Here is a 17,985-nt window from a genome sequence, read left to right on the forward strand (position 1 = left end):
ATTCCTCTTATCTCCTATACAGATAGGAGATTTTCATAAAAAACCCTCTTTGCTGTTCCACCGGATTAATCCTTGAGCTAAAGAAAGGTTCAGTTGGTTCTTCCTGTCTGAAGATATTGCCGTAGCCCATAAAGAATACTGTACCGGGAATATAGGTAAAGGATACCAGGTAATCAGAAAGAAGGGTTTTCCGGTAGCTATTGTACTCTTCGATAGCTCTTAGAAATAAATATTTATTAATCTGATAAGTTATCTGAACGCGCCCAATCTGATAATTATAAAGGGGAGAATTATCGTTCTCATTTTTGAAGTCTGCTAGGATATGGCTTAATGTAATACTCAGTTTTGGGACAGGGGTTAAAGCAATATTACTAGTCAACCTATTACTTACACCCCCATAAGGGTCTGATGAATAATAAATTGCATGGGTTCTACGATAAAGTATTCCGGCTGAAAGCCATGTTCCTATTCTGCTAGATAACAAAGCATGATAACCGCTGGTATTAAAGGTCTGACCAAGATAGACCTCATTTGACAATGAGTATTTTATCTTGAAAACTGTGGAGTTTCCAAGATAGAATTGAACTGAAGCATGATTAAAGGTTTCCCACAGATTGTAGAATTTATCATAAGTGGCTGATGCTAGGGCCTCAAAATCAATTCTCTTCATGAAACTTGAGTCGAAATACACTTTGGGCCTGATCAATGCGCTAACCTGGCTAACTCCCGTTCTGTTATAATAACCAGAAGCCACATTAAAGTCTTTGGCAATATCCCGTTGGGTGAGGAAAAAGTCAAGATTTCTCTTCAAATTAATGTAAGTAAATCCGAAGGTATGACCTGATTGATTCTTATTGGTATTATTGGATACCTCATTTGAAGTGGTATGAGTGTTATAAGCATTGTACTCCAGAAAAGAAGACTTGCCAATTTTCGTCTTTCCATCAATTCCGTAGGCATGGTTATTAATATCCTTGTCTAATCGCCCGGAATATAAAAGTCCCAGAAAATTTTCACCCTGGTAATTAAATTTATATCTCAAAATCGGAACCTGGGCAAAGGTTTTACTTTCTTCAAGGGTCTCCCCCAATTCGTCAATGGCATAAAGAACAGCTAATGTGTTCTTTTTATTAATACTACCCGACAATTTCAAACCAGCAATTGGATTTGCAATGGTCCTTGTGTAAATCATGTAATGCAACGGATCCACTACCGAGGTGCTTGTTGATGCAACCAGAAATTGATCATTTCCCTCAAGAAAAAAAGGTCTTTTCTCCTGGAAAAACAATTGTGATCTCAGGTTTATATCAACCTTACCTGCGTCTGCTTCAATCTGACTAAAATCAGGGTTTATCGCAGCATCCAATATTAATGAAGAAGTTAAGCCATATTTCAGGTTAACACCCGGTGATAATTGATTTAAATCGTTCTTTAAAACTCCTTCTGATGATCTTGATTGATGGAATGAATAAGTCAGTGTAGGTAATGCCTCAAACAGTTTATAGGATTTAATATCCGGGAATTGAATCTTGGCTAATTGGTTTAAAAAGGCCCCACCCTGCTGAGGATCAAAAGAGGGATAGGTAACGTGAGTGGATATCTTACTTGAGCGGCGCTCTAGTAAGAAGCCCATAGTGACCGGTGATTTCTCAGAATATCTCAGACTTTTGAAAGGAATTTGTATTTCAACCGTATAACCATTCTCATTGAGTTTACCTGCACTGTACCAAACAAGGTCAACCCCAATATCTTCGCTGGTAGTTGATGAAAAAGAATCATATTGAATCCCTCTTGGATTGACCACAAAGCTCATCATACCCTGAAGATCATTTTTTGAATTAAGCCCAATGCATACCCAATCATCATTCACAATCTTATCCCTTGCAGACATGGTTGCAATGATCTTTTCTGGTTCTGACTCATGACAGATGAATGCGCAATAAATGTTCTCTGCATCATAAGCTATATAGGCAATGGTTGAATCATTTAGCTTTTTACCAAAATCAGGAAGATATGAAGTAAAATCAGTAAAACCGGTTAACTTAGACCATATTGGTTCATCCAGAACTCCATCGATGGTAATTTTTTCGTCCACTTTTCTCGGTTTTACTGAATTAGTAGCGTTTAATGTGACGTTATTCAAAATAATAATGAAAAGGATTATAAATTTTATTTTCATTTTGTAGGATTATTAGATAATGGTATAAAAGATTTGATTATGTTCTAACTCTATTTTTTCCAGTACTCTACTGGAGGGATTCTGTTCTTTATTTCAACTCTATAAATATTACCTTTTTTATCACGCAGAAATTTGAAGGTAATAAACGATTGATCAAACTGAAATTTATCCTTGGCAACAGGAATTAATTTGATTTTATCACCATTGTTTCTTTTATAAATAAGTTGTTCACTTTCAATTATTATATTTCTGTTCTCGTTTTGAGAGTTGAGATACTCACCCTTATATTCAAGCAAGTTAGTTGGTTTATATGTTGGTTTCCATTGATAAGGCTTGCCAATTATCAGTGCAGCAATTTTAACTGATAAATCAGAAGGGGAATCGTAATCGCGGTTGGTCAGGATAACAACAAAAACATCCTCGTTAGGCAGATAAATTGCATTTGAACGGTATCCATTTATGCTTCCCGCATGTTCGTATGCAATACTTCCATTTACATCGGAGATATTCCAGCCAAGTCCATACCCCGTGCCTGTACCATCATTGAGTTTAAATTCGGTTCTGGCAATTTCAAGTGATTTTGGGTTTATAAGGATATTCCTTTTTAGTGCCTCATTCCATTTAAGCAGATCACCAGCAGTTGTAATAATAGACCCACTTGAGAAACGTTGAGAAATGCTTACATACTCCGCATTAATCATCTCTCCATTAACTGCCTGATAGGGATATGCCCTATTCTTTATAACTTTCTGATTATTTCCATAATATGTATTTGACATTTCGGTAGGCTTAAAGAGTTTTTCCTTTAAATAGTTTGGATAGGACATTCCTGAAACAATTTCAATTATCTTTCCTGCAAGGGTGTATCCCGAATTGCAATAACTCCATTTTGTACCTGGAGCGAACTCCATAGGTTGATTTTTAAATTCATTAATCAATTCATCCACCGAAAAATCTATTCTTTCCTTGTTGGCATTCCAGCCATCTATATCTCCAAAGCTCTTGATTCCAGACGTATGGCTCAATAAATGCCTTACAGAAATAGAATGTCCGTGAGTGGGGTAGTCTTTAATGAATTTGGTGATATCATCATCGAGTGACAATTTTCCCTGCTCAACTAGCTGTAAAATGGCTACTGCAGTAAATTGTTTAGTTATTGATCCTATACCCAAAATCATATTGGTATCCATAGGAACATTCAATTCCAGGTTGGCCATACCAAAGGCTTTTTGGTAGATTACCTTCCCTTTTAAAGCAACAAGGATGACACAACCAGGGTCGGTTGATTTATATTGTTCAACTATCAGCTTTTCAAACTTTGTCTTTAATATATTAGAGTCATCATTTTGCGCAGATATATTTAATTCACATAAAAACAATATCAATAGAATGTTAAAATATGTTGTTATTTTCATATTAGATAGATTAAGTTTTATTTTAATTCGTTAATTATTTTAGCATCAACCCAATAGATGTCACTAAAGTAATTTTGTGGAGAGTTATTAAACCGTTTGAAATCTGAGTAATCCTGTGGATTCTCAGGAATAGTACTCAACGGTGTTCTTCTTGAGCCGGTAAAGAACATGTATTTCCCATCCGGACTTAGCATCGGGCTATATTCACTTCCCATCGAATTAATTTTATCGCCCATATTCCTTGCTTTAGTCCAATATCCATCGGGTTTTCTAAAACTGATATACAAATCATCCCCTCCAAAACCATTGGGTCGGCTTGATGCAAATATTATAAAGCTTTCGTCAGGAGAAACATAAGGGTCAAACTCCCGAAACTCTGAATTAATGGAACTATCAAGCTTTTCGGCAGTAGAATATTCACCTTTTACAAGTTTTGACCTGTAAATATTGTTTGTTCCCTGACCTTCCCTTTGGCTTGAAAAATATAAATTTCCATTCTTGGTAACCATAGGGAAATAGTCCTCGCTTTCGGAGTTAATAAGTTTACCCAAATAAACCGGATTACCCCATGTGTTGCCTTTTCTATCTACCATCCAAAAATCGTTATCCTTTTTTGGCTCGGTAGTTCCCGGCAATGGTCTTCTGGAAGAAAAGAATAGTTTCGTTCCATCGGAAGAGATATTGATATCAATATCCCCAAATCTGCTTGCAAAAGGTAAGAGTTCTGGTTTACCCCAAATACCATTTCTCATTTTCATTTGGAATATTGAAGCGCCAGTGGGTTTTCGTAAACAAAAATATAATTCAGAACCATCAGGTGAGAATACAGAGTTAAGCTCGTCGAGTCCGGTTGATACAATACCAGGGGCAAATAGTTCAGGTACATCACCTGGCAACTTTTGTCCGAGGTATAAACCTGTTGGCCTTGAAACGCCATTTTGTTGTGCGAATAGAGTTCCACACGCTATTATAAGTATCGCTGAAAATACAATCTTTTTCATGACAAGTCCTCCATTTTAAAGTTCTTTCATTCTAATATTATCAATTATCTTAGCATTAACCCAATAGATATCACCATTGTCGTTTACCCTTCGGTGAAAAAAGAAGCACTTCCCATTGGGAGAAACACTTTCTGGAAGCTTGATTTTCGTGGTATTAATATCAAGTCCTGTATTCTTTAGATTTGTCCATGAACCATCGGCATATTAATATTACATAAATGACGTTATTTCATCTATTTAATGTTTTCTATAGCCAACAATCAGCGCATAGATTGAAATGAACAACATTGGTAAATGCATTATTCCACCCCACCATGCTTGAGAGAAGTTAATGCCCCAAGTAAAAAAAATATTGTATGATGCAAAGAGCAACCCAAAAATTCCTGACACTCGCATGATAAACAAGTTAATATGCGGATAAAATAATGATTGCAATGTAATATACACAGGGAGCATCATACATAATGCTAATCCTCCTGCCGATGAGAAGATCAATAGTGGATCTAAATGTGGTAAACCGTGTCGTTCAGGCAACCAGAATGCAAATAAAGATGCTGGAATCAAAAAGTAATGCATTGGCTGGAAGGAGATTTTTGAATAACCATTTTTCTTACTATAGATTTCACTAAACCATGCAAATGAAATTATGCCTATCATAACAAACCCTCCTGTATTGAAAACAGTTCCATAATTTGGATGATTAAACCCAATAAGTTGCACCGTATAGAAAAGCAGGTAATGAAACCCTACAAACAGGGAGAATGCCGTTCTGGCTTTGTTCCTGATCAAAAATAAAACAACAACCATCAGGATAAAAGCAAGCTTAACAGGCAAATACAGGAAGTTAAGTTTAGATACAAGTGCGTAATTGGTTGTTGCTTGATCCAATGCCATAAACTCATCAAGAGACCAATTTGCTGTTGAAACCGGAGGCAAAAATTGGATTAGTACAACTACCGCAAAAAACCACCACATAGAGGATAGGCTGGTCAACTTTTCATTAGAATTTGTTTTCATACATTTTTCATTGAAATTCTTTTTATATATATTTTAAATTGTATTTATTTTACTTTGTGTTTTGCAATTATGTTCCATGCATTTGATGCATTTCCATAGTTTGGATCAAGTTCGAGAGCCTTTTCATAGCATTCAATCGCAGATTTATTATTCTTTATTAGGAGAAATGCTTCTCCAAGACTATCAAAAGCATTCGCAGACTTAGGGTATCGTTTAACAATAAGTTTAAAAACCTCTATGGCATCATTCAGACGTTTCAATTCAATTAATTCATAGCCAATATTATTGAGTTGAGACTCATAAAACATAACCTGACTATTATTAGTTAAATTCATGAATTCATCTGGTATATCAGCAATTTTACTTTCAGCTAAAAGTTTTCTTAATGCCAGATCACCAAATATTCTTGGATTCTCCATTTTTTTATCGGTAATAATCTCAAAAATCTTATCGTAGATTTTATATGTTTCTGATCCATTATTGCTCAGAATAATAATTGTAATCCCATTGTCAGGGTTTTTTATATAAAGATTTGATATGCCAGGCAGATGACCGGAATGCCATACGATTTTACCTATACTTGAATTTCTTATACGCCAACCATAACCATAAGATTGACCCTTAAGCTCAATCTCGATTGTATCGCCATTCGCCAGTAATCCCGGGGTATAAAGTTCTTGTAATGTATTTAATGATACTATTTTCCCTGAATTTAAGGCATCATCATATTTTAATAAATCTTCGGTTGTGGAAAGAATGTTTCCATCCCCAACAATACCATCAAGGTATTTCAGGTAATCAAACTCCTCAAAATTCTCTGGTAATAGATAGCCTTTTTGACTCATTGAAATGATATATCCCTTTGCAATTTCTGCGTTTTCTTCGTTACTACGATTATCGCCCTTAACCCAAGTACTATTCATTGCTAAAGGCGTAAAGATTCTATTAGCCATAAATTCTTGATAAGTATTACCTGAAACTTTTTCAATTATTAATGCCAATAGAACATAGCCTGTATTTGAGTATTTCCAACTCTCGCCTGTTTTGAAATCGAGTTCAATTTTCTCTTCTTGCAGTATTTTCAAAACATCTTTATTGGTGGCAACTTTGGATTTATCCCAATGGTCCTCCATGAAATTATAAAAATCAGGAATTCCCGAAGTGTGGTTCAATAGATGCTTAATTGTAATACCCTGGTAAGGTAATTCTGGGAAAAATTTGGACATTTCATCAGAATAATCCAGTTTTCCTTCTTCTTTGAGCATAGCAATAGCAAGTGCTGTAAACTGTTTTGTAATTGATGCAAGGTCGAAAACCGATTGAGATGTAAGTTTTTTTTGACTTATAAAATTTGCATACCCAAACTCTGAACTGTACAGTACTTTTCCATTCTTTGCAACTAAAACATTCCCGTTGAATGCATAATTTTCAGATAAGGATTCAAAAAAGGAATCTATTCGCTGAGATATTTTCTCATTGTTTTCAACCCTTGGATTGCAAGAAATTATTGTAATTAGTATGAGAATTACATAAATTATGTTGTTTAGTCTATTTTGCTTCATTTCTATTAATACTATCTATTTTAAAATCGTTTTCATATCAATACAAAATATATTAAACCGCCCATTATCGAAGTGCAAAGCTTTTTTCTGTATTTCATCAAAAGAGTGATTTGGGCTTCGGTCATTTAGGTTCAAACTTCTGTTGCTTGCAAAGAACAGGTACTTTCCATCAGGGCTTAATGAGGGTGACATTTCAGTGAATTGAGAGTTGACCCCATTACCTAGATTTTTGGCTTTAGTCCATGTTCCATCTAACTTACTAAACGAAATATATAAATCGCCTTGTCCCTTATCGTCTGGCCAGCCATGTGAGGTATAAATCAGAAAGCTTTCATCAGGAGCTACAACGGCATTGTACTCGCCAACTTTTGTATTTATTGAATCCGAAAGCAGTTCGGGTTCAAGGTACTTTCCATCCTGAAACCTGGATTTCATGATTTTCATGCTGGCAGAAGTAAAATAAAGTGTTTGATTATTTGTAACAGAAGGATAAAACTCATTATTCTTAGTATTTATAGGAGCACCTATATTAACAGGGTTTCCCCATCCTGTAGCAGTTTTTTCGACATACCAGATGTCGTAGTCTTTCTCTTTGCCGGAATTATCCACAGGCCGGTTTGAACAGAAATACAATCGCTTCCCATCAGGCGAAAACATAGGTTCGCAATCATCGAATTTACCTGAAAAAGGCGCAATCTGTGGTTTACCCCATTTTCCATTTTTATCCTTTTTGATCTGGACAATGGTAAAATGGGGTTCTTCAAGGATGCAATAGAAAATCTCGCTTGAATCGGGTGAAAGTGCCAGATCCCGATCATTTAACCCAGAGGATATTAGGTTGGGACAATAAATCATCGCTGAATCAGCTATATTTAAAGCCCCAATATAAAAATCTACAATTTTTGTATTATCAGTTTTACAGGAGGCAAACAAAATACAGATTAATAATAAGTTAATGATGATTTTCATATTCGTTGACTTTTAATTACATATGATTAATAAAAAACCAGATATCAATAAGCCCAAAGCCTTAACCCAACAATTTCGTAGTAATAAAAGAAAATGGATAAACCAAGCAATGTAAAAGAAACTGTTAGAAGGTATATTTTTTCCATTTTATTTTTAAACCCCGTCCTTTTGGATAAATCGTAGGACCAAATGCTGATTAACGAAAACAATGGAAAAAGCAAGGAGAAAGCAAATACCAGGATACTGGTTAAGGAAACTTTTCCGGCATGAATGGCATCGCCAAACCAGACAGAAAGGGCATATAAACAAATGAAAAAGCTTAAAACACCCAGCAAAGGCCATAGGCGCCCCCAAACAGAAAATTCCTGTTTTGATTTACCAAGTAATTTTCTTACCAGTTTTTTAACTGGCCAGACAATGCTAAACACTATAAATGAAAGAAAGATGATTATACTTAGAAATAAAAAAATCCTGTGAAATGCCGGGATCCATGCTGAACCTTTATAATAAAAAAGCTTACCGGAGATAGTTAACATCATTTTTCCATCTGAATCTTCGAAAAAATAAACGGATTCGAAATTTTCAGTTGACATTCGGTATGCATTGCCGTCCACATGGATAAGAGCAATTTTATTGCCTTGAAATTCAGTAATATATAAAGAATCTTCCTCAAATGTTATGGTTTGGCCTCCTAAAAAATAATTCGGAAACCTGTCGAGGCTGATGCCATAATTTGCCTGGGTATAATATCCGGTTAGTTCGTTATTGTTTAATCTTTTTATGGAATAAATGGATGAATCCTTCTGAATACTCTTGTCAGAATCTAAATACGAAGCAACAGCACTGACCAATTTCCAGAAATAATCAGAGTTTTGGTTAATCAGGACAATAAAACCGATTCCCGATTCCGGATTGATGAGGAATATAGAATTAAAATTAGGTAATCCGCCTCCGTGACCATAGAATTTTTGACCATCTACAAAGAAAGAACTGAAACCAGAACCATATCCTTGCTTAAACCCTTCTTTTGCCGGAATGGAAGAGGAAGGATAGCGCATTTGTACTAAAGTTGCAGAATCAATGATACTTCCCTGATCAAATTGGCCATTATTTAAAATCATCTGGACAAATTTTGCCAAATCGGATATGTCAGAATTGATTCCTCCCGAAGGCCTCATCATTACCGGCGTATATGGCACAGGTTTACCATCATTGGTATATCCTTGGGCAAAGCTTGTTTTGTCAAATGCTGTTCTGTAATAGGTTGTTGAATTGGCACCTGTTTTATCCAGTATATTTTGCCGGATGTATTCTTCAAACTTCATTCCTGTTGCTTTTTCAATAACAAGCGCCAGCAATGAATAAGCATCATTCGAATAAGAAGTGAATTCACCAGACTTCCAACGTACATTTCTGGATTTGGGGTTTACAGAAAAAATCTCATTCAATGTGGGAATATTGTCTTCATTTGTAAGATAGCCTTCGTTAAAATGTACATCATCAATACCTGATGTATGCTCCAATAAATGGATAATCCTAACCGGAAATTCACTTTCCCATTTATTTTTTATTTCTATATCAGGAATGTATTTTTTTACAGGATCGTCAAGGCTTATTTTGGTATCTTTTACCAATTGCATGATAGCAATGGCAAGATAGGTTTTTGAAATCGAACCTAAGCTGAAAATGGTTTTGTTGTTTACAGGGATTTTTTTAGCAATATCAGCATAGCCATAAGTGTTTATCCATATGTTGTCTTTTTGGATGATGGCAATGGCAGCGCCTGGAATTTCATATTTTTTAAGTATTTCAGCGATATCCTTATTAAATATAGTTGTATCAGTCAGTCTGAATACAGCAGGTTCAATTTTTTGGCTATATGAATTAATTGTTAGCAAAAGGCATAGAAGCGTCGTGATGATTTGACTTATTTTTTTTTCTATTATTTTCATAATCAGCATATTAGTTTTGTAATGCAAGAGATATGAAATGGCATTCAGTTTTCCTATTTTTGATTCACTACTTCTTTTGCCCAGAGTATCTCTGCATTAGGATCAAATTTTAATTCTTTAAATTTCTGATAGGTCAAAGGGTAATCAGGAGTAAAGCATATCTTCATTTTTAAATATTTTTAGAAACCTAAAGCACTGCCATCTAAACTTCTTGGATCACAAGCACCGTAAATAATTTTTAATTCCTGATCGATCCAGATACCCATTGCTGGGCCAAATCTCAGATCTTTATATGGCAATACTATATGCCCCATTTTCTTTAGTAGTTCTTGAGAATCAGAAGATGTTGTAAACCATTGCATGATAATCTGATTTGGAATCCATCCATGAAAAATTCTTGGTGCGGCAATGGCTTCGGCAATATTCATCTGAAAATCTATTAGATTTGATATAACCTGAACATTAGTAGTTATAATTGTTGGTCCACCCGGACTACCAAGTACAGCTATCAGTTTGCCATTCTTAGCCAGAATTGTTGGAGTCATGCTGGAAAGGGGTCTTTTCCCTGGTTCAATCCAGTTAGGTTTTGTCCCAATATTTGCCGTTCTTAATTTTAGGTTAGGTGCATAATTGAAATCGCCCATATTATTATTAAATACAACACCAGTTCCTTCAGGTACAAAATAAGAACCGAAATCACCTCCTAGTGAATAAGTAACAGATACTCCATTCCCTTCAGCGTCAGCAACTGAGAAGTGAGTGGTTTCCAAGGATTCATTAGCTTTCCAAAGTTCAAGTGTATCACTAGTTGATGCTCTTAAAGTATCAATTCTACTTGCAATCTCTTGTGCATATTCTTTAGATGTCAGCTCATTGATTGGAATATTCGTATTAAAATCTGGATCCCCAAGGTATAGCGATCTATCACGAAATGCCTGTTTAAAGGCTTCTGCCAAAATATGTATATGTTTTGCTGAATTATGAGCATAATCTTTCAGGTTAAAATTTTCAAGAATATTTAACGTTTCAAGCTCAGTTATTCCTCCAGAACATGGAAGCGACATACCATAAAAATCAAAGCCTCTGTATGTACCTTTAACAGGTTCCCTTTCAATTGCCTGATAATTGTTAAAATCTTTTTCGGTAACTACTCCGCCATATTCCTGAATGCCCTTAACTATTAACTTTGTTATACTGCTATTGTAGAAACCGTCTTTCCCTTTCTTTTGAATTTCTTTTAGAGTTTTTGCCATGTCAGGCTGTTTCCATATTTCACCAACTTCATAGATAGAACCATCCTTCTTCAGAAAGAATGCTTTTGAGGAAGGAAACATTTCAAAATACTTTTTGCATTCTTCCATCTCTTTATGCAATGCAATTCCTACGGGAAAACCATTTTCTGCCAAATCAATTGCCGGTTGCAATAACTCCTTCCAGCTGATTTTTCCATATTTTTTATGCGCTAACTCTAGCCCAGCTACAGTTCCAGGTATCCCGATAGACTTTGGACTATCAAGAATATCTAGGTTTTCCATTCCTGAACTCCTCATCTTACGACTTTTGAGATCAATGAACATATCCATCTGTGAGTTTGCAGGTGCTTTTACTCTAAAATCAATAGATGTAACTGTTCCATCACTTTTATGAATCAACATAAAGCCATCGCCACCAATATTCCCACAAGAAGGATAAGTAACAGCCATTGCGAAAGCTGTTGCTACAGCTGCATCGATTGCATTACCCCCATTTTGTAAAACGGATAGACCGACTTTCGTAGCTATATCATTTGTACTTACAACCATCCCTTTTTTTGACTCCTTTGGAAAGTATGATTGAGAAAATGATGGATAGGTAAGCGCTAGATTAAGGAATAACACTAATATTTTTGTTTTCATGATTTTTGCATTTTAATGAATAATTTCTATTGGTTTTTTCTTGTATTAATTATCTCCAATCCCAAATGAATTTCAGCATTTGGATCATGGTTCAAGTCTTTATACTTCTGTTCAGTTAGTGGAAAATCAGGAATAAAACAGTTGCCACGCTCAACATCATCAGGATAAGTAATATTTTGTTTAAAAGACACAAAACCTTTAATTCCACTTTGTTTCAAGTTAAACATTAAAACATCACCAAAGTTATTTGGAGCCTGACCTGATGGTGTTCCAACAACTTTTGCCCCCACTGAATATAATCCGGTCAATAAATTCAACCCCGAACTATAGGTAAAAGGTGAGCTTAGAACGATTACACTTGATAGTTTGCAGTATTGAATATGGAATTTTTTAGAGTTATATACTTTCCAAAAGGTTGGCATACCTTTAAAAATCTCATCATAATTGTAAACATGACCTTTTCCCAGATAAAAATTCTCATTTCGGAAATCATATACAGAGCCGCTATTATTAATACTATCCTTTAGACCATTATCATATTGTGAAAAGTACAATTCTGAATATTTCTTTATTGAATATCCATTATCTAATTTGTTTAAAGCATTGTTTCCATATAAAAGGTAAATGAGTAATTCTCTCATAATTGAATTGCCACCTGTATTATCACGTAAATCAATAATTAGATTTTTAGTGTTGGCTTTTTTCATTTCTTCGATCAGGTTAACAAATACTTCGGTAGCAGAAGGAATTCCTTCAAGTATTTTATTCCAATCGTCTGGCACTGGAGTAGAATTGTAGTTTTGATATACACTTGCAGCCATTTGGTCAATACCATTATATGAGCGGGCTTTTAAATCTTCAAACCCTTCACGATATTTACTCATATCCTTAATAACAAGTAGTGCTGTTTGCTTTTTGTCATCCAGAAAAGAGTATGCAAAATCAGCTTTATCGGTAGAAGGAAGAGTATATTTTGATGGTTGAGTAATTATTTCTGAAGCCTGATGGGGAATGCTTATTTCAATGTTTTCAATATTGCCATCGCCATTTTTGAAGGATATTTTTAAGGGCGTATTACTTTCCCATTCAGGGATCAACTTGTTTAAGCCATCTTTTTTCCCAAAAGAAAGGTACTGCATAAAAATTAGCTTTGTATAGTAGTTTTCGGCTCCTCTGATATTTCCCTGACGGTTAACTAATTCTTCAAAAGGAATATTTTCGATAGAAATAAGCTTGGCACCCAAAAGTGATTCGAGTTTTTTATCGGGAATGGACTGAACAAAAAGCGACTTTTCGACCGTTTTGAACTTGAATGGTAATCCAGACTCCTGTCCTGGTTGTTGATTTGGCAATAATCCCGTATGGCTATCACCTATACTTGCAATGAATGGCAAAATAAGGGAATAAAACTCGCTCTTAGTCAACCCCTCTAAAGGTAAAGAGTTAACAATGTTTTGATATCTTCGATGAAAAGCAATTTTACCACCACCCGAAAGATAAGGATCAGGATGACTCGCTTCAATAATAGTTAATAGTTGACCAAGGTCTTTTCTTAATGAGTCAGCAGGAATAATTTCGTTTTGAGCAAAAACTGAGCTTATAGTACCGAGAGTTAAAAAAATAGTAATACTAATTATCTTTTTCATTGTATAATTGTTTTTTAAATTTGTCGCAGACTCTCTATTGGATTTAAATTTGCCGTTTTCCATGTTTGATAACTTATTGTTAAAAATGCTAATAGTAGTGTTGCCAATGCAACCAAAGGGAAAATCAAAAAATTAATATCCGTTCGAAAAGCAAAATTATGAAGCCACTTATCACAATAATACCATGCAAATGGCCATGCAATAATATTTGCAATGAGTACCCATTGGAGAAATGATGAAGTAAATACAACGATTATACTGCTGATATTTGCACCCAAAACTTTCCGTATTCCAATTTCCTTTGTTCTTTGTTGTGCCGAAAATGTTGCAAGGCTGAATAATCCAATAACTGTTATTATTACAATAAGTATTGAAAATATGTTAACCAATTTGCCCATCCTATATTCTGCAACATACTGTTTTTGTAAATTATTACTTACAAAATCGAATTCGAATGGTGAATCCGGAGCAAAGTCTTTCCATGTTTTCTCAATATATTTAATAGATTCGCTAATATTATCTGGATTAATGCGTATTAAAAGAGTCCAGTACCAATCGGGCCACATTATGAACATCAATGGTTCTATATCACTTGTTAGCGGTTTTGTGTTGAAATCTTTAACTATTCCTATGATTTTGCCAGGAGATGAATAAAGCTCAAATCGCTGTCCGATAGGTTCTTTAAAACCCATAAGTTTTATTGCTTTCTCATTAAAAATATAATTGACAGTGTCGGTCTTGAATTCGTTGGAGAAACTCCTCCCAGCAACAAGTTCTAAATCAAACGTGTTAATAAAATCAGCATCGATCGAATTAAAATAGAAATGACCAGATGTTTCTTCCAGTTTTCCCTCCCAATCCAACCCATTCATTTTATTATTAATATGAGATGGCAGTTCAGAACAACGACTAACATTGATTATTGACGGGTTAGAAAGTAGTGCTTCCTTAAACACTTCAAAACCTTTATTAATGCCTTTATCTAATGGTAAATAAAGCAAGTTTTCTTTATTAAAACCCAATTCTTTATTCTGAATAAACTTTAATTGAGAATAAATAATCCCTGTCGAAATCAGAAGTGATGATGCTATGGTAAACTGCACGATAACTAAGATTTTACGCAAAGTGAATTTGCTTTTCCCGGATGTTGTAGCTCCACGAAAAACGGATGTTGGTTTAAACGAAGATGCGTAAAAAGCTGGATATGCACCCGATATCAATGTTATAATTACAATTAGTCCGATAACTCCAAGCACATTAATAATATCCCAAAAATTTACTATGATATCTTTCCCTGTTATTTGTATAAATGATGGCAATAAAATTTCAATCATTAATAATGCCAATACCATCGCAATAACCGATTGTATAAATGCTTCAATCAAAAACTGTAGAATCAGTTCACTTTTCGAAGCACCAACCACTTTTTTCAGTCCAACTTCGCGCATTCTTCTGGCAGCAATGGCTGTTGCTAAATTGGTATAATTAATGCAGGCAATTACCAGAATAAATATAGCGATGATACTAAAAATCAGTACATACTGTATTCCTGTTCGTTTACCTTCTGGGCTGTAAAGATGTTCTTGGGATAGGGCTTGCAAAAGTATGGAGTCTTCTTCGCTTTCATCATTCATGTTTTTGTTGAGAAGTGAAGTTAATTTTGAATTTATAGCTTCAATGTCTATCGATGTCTTTGTCAATATATATGTTTCAAACATGTGAGAATTCCAACTGATTCCTCTTTCATCATTCTTGAACAATGGAGTGATGGGTAATACAATATTGAAATCCATTAACGTATTGCTTGGTAAATCATCAATAATACCTGTAACAGTGTAGTGATTTGTTGGCCCAACATTGATGTCAATCGATTGTCCAATTGGATTTGTATTTCCAAAAAACTTCCTAGCAATCTCTTTAGTAAGTACTACTGAATTGGGATTACTAAGCACATTTTCGGCAATTCCTTCAATGAATTTATATTGAAATACCTTAAAAAAATTACTGTCAGCAGCCAGTATTTTATTCTCACGGAATTTTATTTCGCCTTTTGCTACTACTGCTCTTTTGGGGTATGTACGGACAAATGCTTCAACCTCTGCAATTTCCTGTTCAATTGCCGGACCAAATAAGTAGGGCAAAGATTTGGTAGTAGTGGTGCCATATCCAATCTTGTTTAATTTATTCAAGATATAGATCCGTTTTACATTGGGATTAAAATTTTCATAGCTTATCTCGTTTTTTACCCAGAACATAATTAATACAAAGCTGGTCAATCCAATACTTAAGCCAATTATATTTACAACTGTAAATATTTTATTCTTTACAGCAATTCTAAGTGAGCTTTTTAATATTGTTATCATTTTAGATGTCTAAATTATATTTCTACTAAGATTAACTAGATTTTGTAACCATTCTTAAGCTCAAGTTCCAATAAATCAACCAAGCCCTTTAGATACTCTATTGCATCCTTATAGGGTTTTTGGGTTGTCATATCTACTCCAGCTAACTTCAATAAATTAATAGGATAATCCTTGCCACCTGCTTTTAACAAATCCAAATATTTACTTATTAAGATTTGTTTCTTTGTTTCATCTGGCTCATTTGAGATATTTTTAAAAATACTTAAGGCAGCCGAATAGCTTGTTGCATACTGGAACAGATAGAAATACTTATTGTACAAATGTTGAGTTCGGAACCAGCCATATTTTTCATTGCCATCACGGTATAAAATATCTCCATAATACGTTTCCTCGATTGTATCAAACATGTTCGAGAGTGACTCTATATTAACTGGCATATCATTTTCAACCATTTTATATGCCTTGTACTCAAATTCTGATAATTGTGCAATTCGAAAAAACTTGCTAAAAAAAGTGTTAATCTCCTGGTTTATTAAATCAATTCGCTCCTCAGGGGATTCTGCATTTTTTATCAGGTAATCAACTAGTGCTAACTCATTAACAATAGATGCAACTTCAGCTATAAAAACTGGGTAATCCTTTGATGCCAATGGTTGGTTCAAATTTGATAAGGTTGCATGCATTGCGTGACCTGTTTCATGAGCCAGAGTAAAAACATTTGCCCTGGTTTCATTAAAATTTAAAAGTAAATATGATTGAACTTCTGGTACACGCATATGAAAAGCACCATTACGTTTGCCTGGGTAAGGATAAACATCAACATTACCAGGTCTTAAAAAGGCATCAACCATTTTACCATAGTCCTCACCAAAAACACTAAGAGCATTCTTTGTAATTTCCAGCGCTTGTTCGTATGAGTAGAATTTTCTGAATTGAGTAAGACCAAGGTTTAAATCTGTTTTATAGAGTGTATCTAAACTCAACGCACTTTTTCGAAGTTGAAAGTATTTTTGGATTGCAGGAATTGCTTGTGGAGCGGTTTCTAAAAAAGTTGAATAAACTGATGTTGGAATACTATCAGTATCAAGCACATAATCAAGACATGATGGATAGCCATAAATCTGTGCAGTTGCCCATCGTGATTTAAGAATACCCGTATAAATTTCAGCAAAAGTATTTTTATTTTTAATATAGGTATTAAAGTTACTGTCACCTATTAATTTCCTGTCATTTTGGTTTGTACTTGTATTTAGAAATCGTTCCACCGATGGAGAATTACAAAGAATTTCTTCACCGGTTGATATTCTCACCTTTTCGAATTGAATATCTGCAACAGAAAGGGAGTTATAAATATTTTGATTTGATGATAAAGCACTACTCAGTATTGACATAAGTTTTTGTTGATCCTCAGGTAAGATATGTTCTCGTTGCCTGAAAAAATCAGATAAATAATGATGGTATGGTTTAAGTCCTGAATATTTTTGTGTCCATTCAAGCAATTTATTCTTATCCAATGTTGCAAGTTCTGGATCGATCCATGCAACATTTTGCTCTACTTTAGTAATGATATTTGAAAAATATTGCATTTTAGCTGAATATTCAGAGCTTCGAGCATCTATTGCCTGCCATAAACCTACATAACAGTATAGTTTTGTTGCTTTATTCGACATATTAAATTTTGCATCTAAAAGCTTCTGAAGGATTTCGGGTTTATTAGCACCAGATTCATTTATTGCACGGTGTTTCTTAGAATCATCAGAACTTAAAATCCCTTTGTATTTTTGTATTTCAGTAACATCTTGTTGAAGTTCCGTCAGATCGGCTTCCCATGCCTCCCATGTCGAATAGATTTTGGTTAAATCCCATTGATATTCTTTTGGAACCTCAATGCGCTGTTTATATTGCTTCTGTTGTGAATAAACGTTTATGCACAGAAGGAATAGAAGGCTGATAGTTATTGATTTTGGTTTCATCTCTTTTTATTTA

Annotated in this window: 11 protein-coding genes; all 11 read right to left on the bottom strand. The window is 34.6% G+C overall.

The window, feature by feature from the left end; all coding sequences use genetic code 11:
- Positions 1-7: 7 nt before the first annotated feature.
- Complete coding sequence (locus tag KKG99_15390) at positions 8-2,179, bottom strand: carbohydrate binding family 9 domain-containing protein (protein ID MBU1014382.1); 2,172 nt, start codon at positions 2,177-2,179, stop codon at positions 8-10.
- 50 nt (positions 2,180-2,229) lie between these two features.
- On the bottom strand, positions 2,230-3,594 hold the full coding sequence (locus tag KKG99_15395) for a beta-lactamase family protein (GenBank protein MBU1014383.1): 1,365 nt from the start codon (positions 3,592-3,594) through the stop codon (positions 2,230-2,232).
- Between the two features lie 17 nt (positions 3,595-3,611).
- Positions 3,612-4,595 (bottom strand): hypothetical protein, encoded by a 984-nt coding sequence (locus KKG99_15400; protein MBU1014384.1) that lies wholly within the window; start codon positions 4,593-4,595, stop codon positions 3,612-3,614.
- A 237-nt stretch (positions 4,596-4,832) separates the two neighbouring features.
- Complete coding sequence (locus KKG99_15405; protein ID MBU1014385.1) at positions 4,833-5,612, bottom strand: hypothetical protein; 780 nt, start codon at positions 5,610-5,612, stop codon at positions 4,833-4,835.
- Between the two features lie 44 nt (positions 5,613-5,656).
- Entirely contained in the window at positions 5,657-7,174 is a 1,518-nt protein-coding gene (locus tag KKG99_15410) for a serine hydrolase (GenBank protein ID MBU1014386.1), read from the bottom strand.
- A 15-nt stretch (positions 7,175-7,189) separates the two neighbouring features.
- Positions 7,190-8,143, bottom strand: coding sequence for a hypothetical protein (locus KKG99_15415; GenBank protein MBU1014387.1), 954 nt, complete (start codon positions 8,141-8,143; stop codon positions 7,190-7,192).
- A 44-nt stretch (positions 8,144-8,187) separates the two neighbouring features.
- Positions 8,188-10,095: a beta-lactamase family protein gene (locus tag KKG99_15420; protein ID MBU1014388.1), complete on the bottom strand. Its 1,908-nt coding sequence runs from the start codon at positions 10,093-10,095 to the stop codon at positions 8,188-8,190.
- Positions 10,096-10,274: 179 nt separating this feature from the next.
- Positions 10,275-11,990 carry a gamma-glutamyltransferase gene (gene ggt / locus KKG99_15425; GenBank protein ID MBU1014389.1) on the bottom strand — a complete coding sequence of 572 codons (1,716 nt, stop codon included), beginning with the start codon at positions 11,988-11,990 and terminating at the stop codon, positions 10,275-10,277.
- Positions 11,991-12,016: 26 nt separating this feature from the next.
- The gene (locus tag KKG99_15430) at positions 12,017-13,636 is read right to left on the bottom strand and encodes a S41 family peptidase (protein MBU1014390.1); all 1,620 of its coding nucleotides are present in this window, start codon (positions 13,634-13,636) and stop codon (positions 12,017-12,019) included.
- A 14-nt stretch (positions 13,637-13,650) separates the two neighbouring features.
- Positions 13,651-15,999 carry an ABC transporter permease gene (locus KKG99_15435; protein MBU1014391.1) on the bottom strand — a complete coding sequence of 783 codons (2,349 nt, stop codon included), beginning with the start codon at positions 15,997-15,999 and terminating at the stop codon, positions 13,651-13,653.
- Between the two features lie 35 nt (positions 16,000-16,034).
- Positions 16,035-17,972, bottom strand: coding sequence for an oligoendopeptidase F family protein (locus KKG99_15440; GenBank protein MBU1014392.1), 1,938 nt, complete (start codon positions 17,970-17,972; stop codon positions 16,035-16,037).
- Positions 17,973-17,985 lie beyond the last annotated feature (13 nt).

This window comes from Bacteroidota bacterium (assembly GCA_018816945.1).
Taxonomy (GTDB): domain Bacteria; phylum Bacteroidota; class Bacteroidia; order Bacteroidales.

What these genes read in the sequence shown, in the direction of transcription:
- KKG99_15405 (MBU1014385.1), bottom strand. Translation starts at nt 5,612, where the DNA reads ATGAAAACAAATTCTAATGAAAAGTTGACCAGCCTATCCTCTATGTGG.
- KKG99_15395 (MBU1014383.1), bottom strand. Translation starts at nt 3,594, where the DNA reads ATGAAAATAACAACATATTTTAACATTCTATTGATATTGTTTTTATGT.
- KKG99_15435 (MBU1014391.1), bottom strand. Translation starts at nt 15,999, where the DNA reads ATGATAACAATATTAAAAAGCTCACTTAGAATTGCTGTAAAGAATAAA.
- KKG99_15440 (MBU1014392.1), bottom strand. Translation starts at nt 17,972, where the DNA reads ATGAAACCAAAATCAATAACTATCAGCCTTCTATTCCTTCTGTGCATA.
- KKG99_15410 (MBU1014386.1), bottom strand. Translation starts at nt 7,174, where the DNA reads ATGAAGCAAAATAGACTAAACAACATAATTTATGTAATTCTCATACTA.
- KKG99_15390 (MBU1014382.1), bottom strand. Translation starts at nt 2,179, where the DNA reads ATGAAAATAAAATTTATAATCCTTTTCATTATTATTTTGAATAACGTC.
- KKG99_15420 (MBU1014388.1), bottom strand. Translation starts at nt 10,095, where the DNA reads ATGAAAATAATAGAAAAAAAAATAAGTCAAATCATCACGACGCTTCTA.
- ggt (MBU1014389.1), bottom strand. Translation starts at nt 11,990, where the DNA reads ATGAAAACAAAAATATTAGTGTTATTCCTTAATCTAGCGCTTACCTAT.
- KKG99_15400 (MBU1014384.1), bottom strand. Translation starts at nt 4,595, where the DNA reads ATGAAAAAGATTGTATTTTCAGCGATACTTATAATAGCGTGTGGAACT.
- KKG99_15430 (MBU1014390.1), bottom strand. Translation starts at nt 13,636, where the DNA reads ATGAAAAAGATAATTAGTATTACTATTTTTTTAACTCTCGGTACTATA.
- KKG99_15415 (MBU1014387.1), bottom strand. Translation starts at nt 8,143, where the DNA reads ATGAAAATCATCATTAACTTATTATTAATCTGTATTTTGTTTGCCTCC.